We start from the raw sequence: 9,905 nt of genomic DNA on the forward strand, positions 1-9,905 counted from the left end.
AAGAGGTGATTAAAATGAAGGCAGCTTTAATATTGGAGAATGGAATGATATTTCATGGACGGGCCTTTGGGGCCATCGGTGAGACAACAGGAGAAGTAGTTTTCAATACAGGAATGACAGGATATCAAGAGGTTCTTACAGATCCCTCCTACTATGGTCAGATTGTTACCATGACCTATCCCTTAATAGGGAATTATGGGATTAATTTAGAGGATGGAGAGTCTAAAAGCCCTAAGGTTAAGGGCTTCATAGTAAGGGAGAAGTCTGACAAACCAAGTCACTGGCGATGTGAGATGGATATTGATGGGTACCTAAAGCAGCAGGGTATTATGGCCATCGAAGGGATTGATACCAGAGCCTTAACCAAGATTATTAGGAATCAAGGAACATTAAAAGGAATCATCACAGTAGATAAACTAACCTCTAAAGAGGTTCAAGAAAAGCTAAAGGCAATTGATAATGTCAATGCAGTAAAGGAAATGACCACCAAAGAGATTTACAGTATAGATGGCACTGGAAAGCATGTGGCAATTATAGATTTCGGCATAAAAGCCAATATTCTACGTGCCCTTGAGAAGAGGAATTGTAAAATAACGGTTTTTCCAGCCTTTACCTCTGCTAAAGAAATTCTTATCCATAAACCAGATGGGATTCTTCTATCCAATGGACCTGGAGATCCTAAGGATTTGCTGGAAATTAAGAAGACAATTTCAGACCTTATGGGTAAAATGCCCATCTTTGGAATATGCCTAGGCCACCAGCTTCTGGCTCTAACACTAGGTGGAGATACTGAAAGACTTAAGTATGGCCATAGGGGATGTAATCATCCAGTAAAAGATTTAATCAATAAAAGGGTCTATATTACCTCTCAAAATCATGGATATGTTGTTAGGGATGAAGGATTAAGTAAAGAGGCATATGTCAGTCATGTTAATTTAAATGACAATACAATTGAAGGTTTACAGCATAAGACCTTACCAATATTTAGTGTGCAGTTTCATCCAGAGGCATCACCGGGGCCAAAGGAAACAGAATATCTATTTGACAAATTTATTAAGCTGATGGAGGTGGAGGAAGGATGCCAAAGGATCATCGTATAAAGAAGGTATTGGTGATAGGATCAGGACCAATTATAATAGGTCAAGCTGCTGAATTTGACTATGCTGGAGCGCAGGCCTGTAGAGCTTTGAAGGAGGAAGGTATAGAGGTTGTTTTGATAAATAGTAATCCTGCCACCATTATGACGGATAGAGAAATTGCAGATAAAATATACATTGAGCCCCTTACGGTGGAGTTTGTTGAAAAAGTCATTCAAAAGGAAAGACCCGATAGCTTATTGGCAGGAATGGGTGGACAGACGGGATTAAATCTGGCAGTTGAGTTATACGATAGGGGTATACTAGATAGATATCATGTAAGGATTATAGGTACCTCCATAGAGTCCATTAAGGAGGGAGAGGATAGGCAACTCTTCCAACAGCTTATGGAAAAGCTTGAACACCCAGTGGTTGAAGGGAAAATTATAAGCAGTCTACAGGAGGGATTAGATTTTGCTAAAGCCATGGGCTTTCCAGTGGTGGTGAGGCCTGCCTTTACCCTTGGAGGTACTGGTGGAGGAATTGCAGATACAATAGAGGAGCTTTATGAGATCTTGATCCAAGGCCTACAGCTAAGTAGGGTAGGTCAGGTACTATTAGAAAGGTCCATTATGGGCTGGAAGGAAATAGAGTATGAGGTAATTCGGGATGGATTTGGCAACTGTATTACTGTGTGTAACATGGAAAATATTGATCCAGTTGGAGTTCATACAGGGGACAGTATTGTAGTGGCCCCCTCCCAAACCTTAAATGACAAAGAATATCAGATGCTTAGGAATGCGGCTATAGACATTATTAATGAGATTAAAATTGAAGGGGGCTGTAATGTTCAATTCGCCCTCCATCCCAAGAGTATGGAATATGTGGTTATAGAAATTAATCCAAGGGTTAGTCGTTCCTCTGCCTTAGCATCAAAGGCAACGGGTTACCCAATTGCAAAGGTAGCCGCTAAAATCGCCCTAGGATATGATCTAGATGAGATAACCAATACTGTAACGGGTAAAACCTTAGCATGCTTTGAGCCAACCCTTGATTATGTTGTGGTGAAGCTTCCGAAATGGCCCTTTGAGAAATTTCCCGGTGTCAACAGACGGCTAGGAACCAAGATGATGGCAACTGGTGAAACGATGGCCATAGGAAATAGCTTTCAAGCAGCCCTACTGAAGGGAATTCGGTCATTGGAAATTGGACAATATTCCTTGGAAAGAAAATCCCTAAAGGAGATGGATTTGGAGGAGTTAAGAAGGCGAATTCAAATACCCAGCGATGAGAGGATATTTGAAATTGCTGAAATGCTACGAAGAAGCTATAGGGTTGACAAGATTTGTCAGAATACTGGGATAGATAGCTTTTTTATTGATATGCTGAGGGATATAGTACTGGTGGAAGAAGATTTAAGAACTTTGAAATTAGAGGAGTTAGACGAGGATACCCTTAGGACCTTAAAAAAGAAGGGTTTTTCTGATAAGGGGATTGCAGATTTTATAAACACCTCACCCCAGGAGATTTATAATCTTAGAAAAAAGTTGAAGATTGAAGCCTCCTATAAAATGGTGGATACCTGTGGTGGTGAATTTGATGCACAATCCCCCTACTTTTATTCCACCTATGATGAGGTGGATGAGGTGGTGGTTTCCGATAGAAAAAAGGTTATGGTAATAGGTTCCGGACCCATAAGAATTGGTCAGGGAATTGAGTTCGACTACTCTTCTGTCCATTGTGTAATAGCCCTTAAGCAAATGGGTATAGAAACTATAATTGTTAATAACAATCCAGAAACCGTCAGTACAGATTTCGATATATCCGATAAGCTATACTTTGAGCCCTTAACAGAGGAGGATGTCCTCAATATAGTTGAAAAGGAAAAACCCTATGGGGTTATTCTACAATTCGGGGGACAAACAGCAATCAAGCTGGCCAACTTCTTTAAAGCCATGGACATTCCCATACTAGGTACCCAACCTCAGGAAATTGATACTGCAGAGGATCGAGAAAAGTTTGACGCTATAATGGAAGAGCTTAATATACCTAGACCCAAAGGTAGGGCAGTTTGGGGGGGAGAGGACGGCCTTAAGGAGGCAGAGGCAATTGGTTATCCTCTAATCGTCAGACCTTCCTATGTACTAGGGGGACAAGGGATGGAGATCACCTACAATAAAGAAGAACTTCATCAGTATTTAACCATGGCCTTTAATAGAGATAAAAAAAATCCAGTATTAATAGATCGATATCTTTTAGGTAGAGAATTAGAGGTTGATGCCCTATGTGATGGCGAAAACATCCTTATACCTGGTATTATGGAGCACCTTGAAAGGGCAGGGATTCATTCTGGAGATAGTATCAGTATATATCCTAGTAAAAGCATTAGCCCTGAGATAGAGGCCAAAATTTCAGATTATACCTCTAAGATTGCAAAGACTTTGAAGGTAAAAGGAATGATTAATCTTCAATTTATCCACTATAATGATGATTTATATGTTATTGAAGTGAATCCAAGATCCAGTAGGACCGTACCCTATATCAGTAAGGTAACAGGAGTACCAGTGGTGAATCTGGCAACAAGGATTATGCTGGGGGAGAAGCTAAAGGATTTAGACTATGGAATAGGTCTTTATCAAAATATTGAACTGGTAACGGTTAAGGTTCCGGTTTTTTCTACAGAAAAGCTGGCAATGGCTGAAATAAGCCTTGGACCAGAAATGAAGTCTACAGGAGAAGTTCTTGGAATAGGCAGAAGCCTTGAGGAGGCAATGTATAAGGGCTTTGTAGCAGCTGGGTTAAAGCTACCTAAAAAGGGTGGGGGCATCTTGGTAACCCTAAAGGACCATGATAAAGAACAGTTTATTCCAATGGCCAAGGAGCTTACTGGCTTAGGTTATAAAATTCTTGCTACCTCAGGGACAGCAAGGTATCTTAAAGAGTTAAATATACCCATTAAAGAGGTAAAGAAGATAGAAGATGGAGTACCAAATATATTAGATATCATAAGAAGTGGTATAGTAGAGGTGGTTGTCAACACCCCAACTAGGGGTAAGGACTCAAGAAGGGATGGTTTTAGAATACGTCGAGCTGCCATTGATAATGGCATCAAGGTTTTAACATCTTTAGATACTGTAGCAGCTATGGTGGATTTGCTAAAAAAGGATATAAAGCCTGATTCAATGGAGGCTATAGAACTGGGAGGGAAATCAATAAATGAAAAGTAAGACTACTGGAATAGTTCTAGAAAACCATGAAATTGCAAAGGGTATTTATCAAATGAAACTTGCCGTAGGCGACACAGCTAAGGAGGCAAAGGTAGGACAATTTATCAATTTATATTTACCAAGGCGAGATTTGCTTCTTCCAAGACCCATTAGTATTTCTCAGATTAGTATAGGTGAAGGAACCTTTAAATTGGTTTATGGAGTTGTTGGAAAGGGAACAAAGGAACTATCCAAAATGAAGGAAAAAGAAGGGATCCCTTTTATGGGTCCTTTAGGAAATGGATTTAAGGTAGATGAAGGGGTCAAAAATCATATTCTAATTGGAGGGGGAATTGGAGTTCCACCACTATTACAGCTGGCCTCAGAGCTTAAAGGGAATATCAGTGTTTACCTCGGGTTTAGGGAGGAACCCTTCTTGGTGGAAGAGTTTAAAAAATATTCAAATCAGGTCTTGATAGCAACAGAGGATGGTAGCTATGGTGCCAAGGGGGACGTAATAAAGTTGTTAGATGAAAATCCTCCAGAGGGTGAAATGGTATATAGCTGTGGTCCCAAACCAATGCTGAAGGCTGTAGCAGATTGGAGCAGGGCTGTAGATATTAATGCTCAACTATCTATGGAGGAAAGAATGGCCTGTGGAATAGGAGCTTGCTTGGTATGTACCTGTAAAATAAAAGATGAAGGTTTAATGAAGTGGCAAAATAAAAGGGTATGTAAGGATGGTCCAGTATTCTTAAGGGATGAGGTGGTATGGAATGATTAAACCAGATTTAAGTGTGAATATAGCTGGAGTTCAATTAAAGAATCCTGTGATGACTGCTTCAGGAACCTTTGGCTCAGGAAGGGAGTATGGTGAGTACCTTGATTTAAATCAACTGGGGGCTGTTGTAACAAAGGGGGTAGCCAATATCCCCTGGAAAGGAAATGATGGAGTTAGGGTGGCAGAGGTCTATGGAGGAGTGCTCAATAGTGTGGGTCTACAAAACCCAGGTATAGATGAATTTATCAAAAAAGACATCCCCTTTCTAAGACAATATGATACAAAAATCATTGTCAACATTGCTGGAAGAACCCTTGAGGATTACTGTCAGGTGGTGGAGGCCTTGAGTCATGAGGATATTGATATGTTGGAGCTAAATATATCCTGCCCCAATGTTAAAGAGGGGGGTGTTGCCTTTGGTACAAATCCACAAATGGTTCATCAAGTAACATCAGAGGTAAAAAGAAGGGCTAAGCAGCCTCTAATTGTAAAGCTTTCCCCTAATGTCACGGATATTGTTGAAATCGCCAAGGCAGCAGAGGCCGCAGGAGCTGATGCATTATCTTTAATCAATACCTTATTGGGAATGGCTATTGATATAAGAAAAAGAAAGCCTATATTAGGGAATGTAGTCGGAGGGCTATCCGGTCCTGCTATAAAGCCAGTGGCTTTAAGAATGGTTTATCAGGTTGCAAGGTCAGTGAAGGTCCCTATTATAGGGATGGGGGGAATTATGTCAGGAGAGGATGCTGTGGAGTTTCTATTGGCTGGAGCAACAGGAGTAGCGGTGGGAACCGCCAACTTTGTTAATCCAGCTGCTACAACGTCTGTTATTAAGGGTATAGAAGACTATTTAATAGATCAGAAGGAAAGTAGTGTAAATAATCTTATTGGTAAATTAAAATAGAGAGGAGAATTTCATATGATAAGCAGGGAAAGGGTAATTGAAATACTGAAGGAATCTGAAGCGTTGTTGGAGGGACATTTTATATTGACATCGGGAAGACACAGTAATCAATATATGCAGTGCGCTAAGGTTTTACAATATCCATGGTTCACAGAGGAATTATCTGCAGCTTTGGCAGAGGATTTTAAGGATAAAGGTGTGGAAATTGTTATTGGGCCAGCCATGGGAGGGATCATCATTGCCTATGAATTGGCTAGAAAGCTTAAGGCAAAGAATGTTTTCGCTGAGCGTGAAAATGGAAAAATGACCTTAAGAAGGGGTTTTGTAATACCAAAGGGTGCAAGGGTGTTGGTGGCTGAGGATGTAATAACAACAGGTGGATCTGTTAGAGAGGTTATAGATATAGTCAAGGAGCAGGGGGGAATAGTAGTTGGTGTGGCTCTACTGGTGGATCGAAGTAATGGCGCTATAGACTTTGGGGTACCCTTATCAGCTGCCTTAACTACTGAGGTAATATCCTACACCCCGGATGAATGTCCTTTATGTAAGGCTGGAGAATTACCGGCAATTAAGCCTGGAAGCAGAAGCTTGAAATAGAAAATATGTATAATGTACTTAAAAACCACTTCGAGAGAATTGGTTTTTTTCTTTTAATAAGAACCTTCTCCGAAAATGATAAATTATGATATATTATAGATAAAAAAGTCGGGAGATGGAAATATGAAGCTTAATACTATTTTGAAAATTACCGGTATGGTATTAATAGTGATAGCAGTTGGTACGATAATAGGTGTAAGAGAAAGTTACACAGCCACCCTAACTACAACCTATGTATTGGAATTACTTAAGGGCTTTGTAATGTTATTAATGGGCATATTTTTATCCTTTGACCTGTATAAGGTGTTTTTTAGAAATAGAAAATAGTTTATGGTGAATTAAAGGGAATCTATTAGGGGATGTCGAAAAATTACAAATATTGTCACGGAGGAGGACATCTGATGAAGATAACCATAGGAATAAGTGATGATTCAAGGATACAGGTGGAGTTTATTAAGGACTGTATAGAAAAAATGAATTTGTCTTATGAAATAGACTTCGTACTTTCATTTACAGGGAAAGAGCTTTTAGATTCTTCTAAGATTTTTGATATTGTTTTTTTAGACATTGAAATGGGTGATGTTAACGGAATTGAAGTAGGAAAAGAGATACATAAAAAAAGTCCAAATGCAATTATAATCTTCATTACTGGCTATAAGCAGTATGCCCTTGAGGCCTTTGAGATCAATTCTTTTCAATACTGTATAAAGCCAGTGTCAATAACAAAGGTAGAGGGGTTGGTGAATAAGGCCATTATAAGACTTAATGAGAAAAAGGCCTATGAAGATAAAATTAATAGCCTGACTATTAAAAACAGAGACGAAATTACAACTATTAGTTATGATGATATTTATTATATTGAAAAATGCTGGAAGAAAGTTAAAGTACATTGTAAAAATGATACCTACGAAATGTATTGCTCCATAAAGGAATTAATAAAGAAAATTGATAAAAATATATTCCACTTATGTCACCAAGGATTTATTGTAAACATAAGCAAAGTAAAATGCATTAAAGGTAATGAAATATTTTTTAAAGAAAAATTTAATAGCACTATTCCTATAAGTAGAAGGTATAAAAAGCAAGTGATTAATGCCTTTGAAGGATACTTATACAATAATAGCTAGGTAAATGAAGGGAGGTTATGGTTTTGAATATAGCAATGAACTTTTTAACTAATTTAATCGATTTGCTTCTTTTGTTTGTTTTTTTCGTTTATTTGTTTAAAGAAAAACCTATTTTTAAAAAAGGTATGATTCTAATAATAATTCTTGGATTGGCTAATACTTTTGTAAATCAATATCTAGGACTAGGAAGCTTGTTAGGTTTTTTTATCATGGTAGTAATTACTGGATGGATATTTATAGTACTATTTAGAAAAAAGCCTATTTTTACATACTTAATACTTTTAGTTGGTCTTATACTAATATTTATTGGAGAATTGGTAGCTGTTAACTTAATTGTTTTTATTTTTCATATCTCGCCAGAAAAGCTATATCACATTAACATATATAGAATATTAGCTATTATACTTGCTAAGCTAGGTTGTTTGGTTTTAATGTTAATATTATTAAAAAGCATTAATATAAGAAAGTATCAAAATGGGAAACTAGTATACCCTCTTTCCTTGATTTTAATATTTAATGTAATTATAATATATATGACATTCATCCTTTATAAAAATATGAGGCCCAATGATAATCTAGATTATGTTAGCATTCTAGGTATGGCTTCGGGTGCAGTAATTTTTACGTGGTTGGTATTTATGATCATGAGGAAGATCATGATTCAAAATCAAAAGGAACTCTACTGGACAATGAGAGAAAAGGAATATCAGAACCAAAGAGCTTATTTTGGCAATTTACAAGATCTTATTACATCTCTTAAGGCTCAGAGACATGACTTTAATAATTATCTAAGTACTGTATACGGTATGATACAGTTAGAGAAGTATACAGAGGCAAAAAAATTTATAATGTCTCTGGTTGATAATGTATCTGAGTTAAACGATATTTTACGCGCTAACCATCCTGTAATATCCAGCCTGCTAAATTTAAAATATCAGTTGGCAAAAAAAGAAAACATCAATATGGTATCTACTATATCATTGCCTGAGGAAATGGAGTTGGATTATATCGACCTATCCATTATAATTGGTAACCTCTTGGATAATTCCATAGAGGCCTGTAAGAAAATCCAGGATGGTGAAAAAGTAATACAAATAGAGATGTTCAACAGAGATGAATATATTGTACTAAATATTACAAACAGTAAAGATTCTCGAAATTTGTATGTAAAGGAGGATTCCTTAGAGAGATATACCACTAAAGCAGATTATGATAATCATGGTTTTGGCCTCTCAAATGTAAAGCAAGTTGTTGAAAAGTATAAAGGTATAATCACTATTGAGGATTTAGACCATACCTTTAGGGTGAGAATCACCCTTCCTAACAAAAATGATATGGCAGGGTGATTTGTCAATTATTCCATTTCAACAACCGATTTTGACAAAATTATTGAATAAATTACAGTGAAATGATATATAAATTATAAGAATATTCAAAATTTGTATTGGGGGAACAGTTATGCTATACAATTTTGCGTATAATTTAGCAGTAAAACTAGAAAAGAATTCTTTAATAAAATATGATGATATAGATTATTGTCGTTATGGAATAGAAATGTTTGTTATTACAGTCTTTAAAACAACAATATTACTAGCTTTAGCGGCTGCTGCAGGATTTACAAAAGAATTAATAGTATATATGATTGCTTTTAGCACACTAAGGATACAGGCTGGTGGCATTCATGCTGATTCTATTATTCTATGTTTATCTGTAACTGCTTTAACAGCTTATACAGCTATTAAACTCAGTTCAATAATACCGATTGAAATCAGTTTATTGTTTGTAATGGTTTGTCTTATGATATCTGGCATATTCATTTATCTCTACTCTCCAAAGGATACGCCTAATAAGCCTCTTGATAATGAAGAACGAGTTGTATACAGGCGAAGAAGTCTAATTACCTACATAATAGGTTGTGGAATTATATTAGTTTTTAGCTTTTTAAGAAGGGATTTATTGTACTATACTAACATTGCTTCCTTAGGGTTTTTAATTGAGGCTGTAACCCTGACTCCAATGGTGTCAGGTATAATAAAAACAAGGTAATCTACAGGGAGGTGAAAGGATGAAAAGAAATCTATTAAAGATGGTTGCTTCACTGGCTGTAGTTTTTGCAGGATTAGGAGTAAGTATTAACTGTTTTGGAATGCTATATCAACCTAAAGCACCTCAGAGAAGGTAGTTAGAAAATTAAACCAAAGAAAAATACCA

At 37.0% G+C, this 9,905-nt stretch carries 10 protein-coding genes; all 10 read left to right on the plus strand.

Going from position 1 to position 9,905, the window contains the following annotated elements; genetic code table 11:
- Positions 1–14 precede the first annotated feature (14 nt).
- Positions 15–1,100 (plus strand): carbamoyl phosphate synthase small subunit, encoded by a 1,086-nt coding sequence (locus F8153_RS06830; RefSeq protein WP_151865631.1) that lies wholly within the window; start codon positions 15–17, stop codon positions 1,098–1,100.
- Positions 1,079–4,303, plus strand: a complete 3,225-nt coding sequence (gene carB, locus F8153_RS06835; RefSeq protein ID WP_151865632.1) for a carbamoyl-phosphate synthase large subunit — start codon at positions 1,079–1,081, stop codon at positions 4,301–4,303. Before F8153_RS06830 ends, carB begins: the two co-directional genes overlap by 22 nt.
- The gene (locus F8153_RS06840; protein ID WP_151865633.1) at positions 4,293–5,066 is read left to right on the plus strand and encodes a dihydroorotate dehydrogenase electron transfer subunit; all 774 of its coding nucleotides are present in this window, start codon (positions 4,293–4,295) and stop codon (positions 5,064–5,066) included. Before carB ends, F8153_RS06840 begins: the two co-directional genes overlap by 11 nt.
- Positions 5,059–5,970 carry a dihydroorotate dehydrogenase gene (locus F8153_RS06845; RefSeq protein WP_151865634.1) on the plus strand — a complete coding sequence of 304 codons (912 nt, stop codon included), beginning with the start codon at positions 5,059–5,061 and terminating at the stop codon, positions 5,968–5,970. Before F8153_RS06840 ends, F8153_RS06845 begins: the two co-directional genes overlap by 8 nt.
- Before the next feature lie 15 nt (positions 5,971–5,985).
- Positions 5,986–6,567: an orotate phosphoribosyltransferase gene (pyrE, locus tag F8153_RS06850; RefSeq protein ID WP_151865635.1), complete on the plus strand. Its 582-nt coding sequence runs from the start codon at positions 5,986–5,988 to the stop codon at positions 6,565–6,567.
- 123 nt (positions 6,568–6,690) lie between these two features.
- Positions 6,691–6,894, plus strand: a complete 204-nt coding sequence (locus tag F8153_RS06855) for a hypothetical protein (RefSeq protein ID WP_151865636.1) — start codon at positions 6,691–6,693, stop codon at positions 6,892–6,894.
- A gap of 74 nt (positions 6,895–6,968) precedes the next feature.
- Positions 6,969–7,694, plus strand: coding sequence for a LytR/AlgR family response regulator transcription factor (locus F8153_RS06860; protein ID WP_192929699.1), 726 nt, complete (start codon positions 6,969–6,971; stop codon positions 7,692–7,694).
- A 23-nt stretch (positions 7,695–7,717) separates the two neighbouring features.
- Positions 7,718–9,040 (plus strand): sensor histidine kinase, encoded by a 1,323-nt coding sequence (locus F8153_RS06865; RefSeq protein WP_192929700.1) that lies wholly within the window; start codon positions 7,718–7,720, stop codon positions 9,038–9,040.
- A gap of 112 nt (positions 9,041–9,152) precedes the next feature.
- Positions 9,153–9,740 (plus strand): accessory gene regulator ArgB-like protein, encoded by a 588-nt coding sequence (locus F8153_RS06870; RefSeq protein ID WP_151865639.1) that lies wholly within the window; start codon positions 9,153–9,155, stop codon positions 9,738–9,740.
- Positions 9,741–9,759: 19 nt separating this feature from the next.
- On the plus strand, positions 9,760–9,876 hold the full coding sequence (locus F8153_RS06875; RefSeq protein WP_151865640.1) for a cyclic lactone autoinducer peptide: 117 nt from the start codon (positions 9,760–9,762) through the stop codon (positions 9,874–9,876).
- Positions 9,877–9,905 lie beyond the last annotated feature (29 nt).

The sequence above is a fragment of the Alkaliphilus serpentinus genome, from assembly GCF_009017255.1.
Taxonomy (GTDB): Bacteria; Bacillota; Clostridia; order Peptostreptococcales; family Natronincolaceae; genus Alkaliphilus_D; species Alkaliphilus_D serpentinus.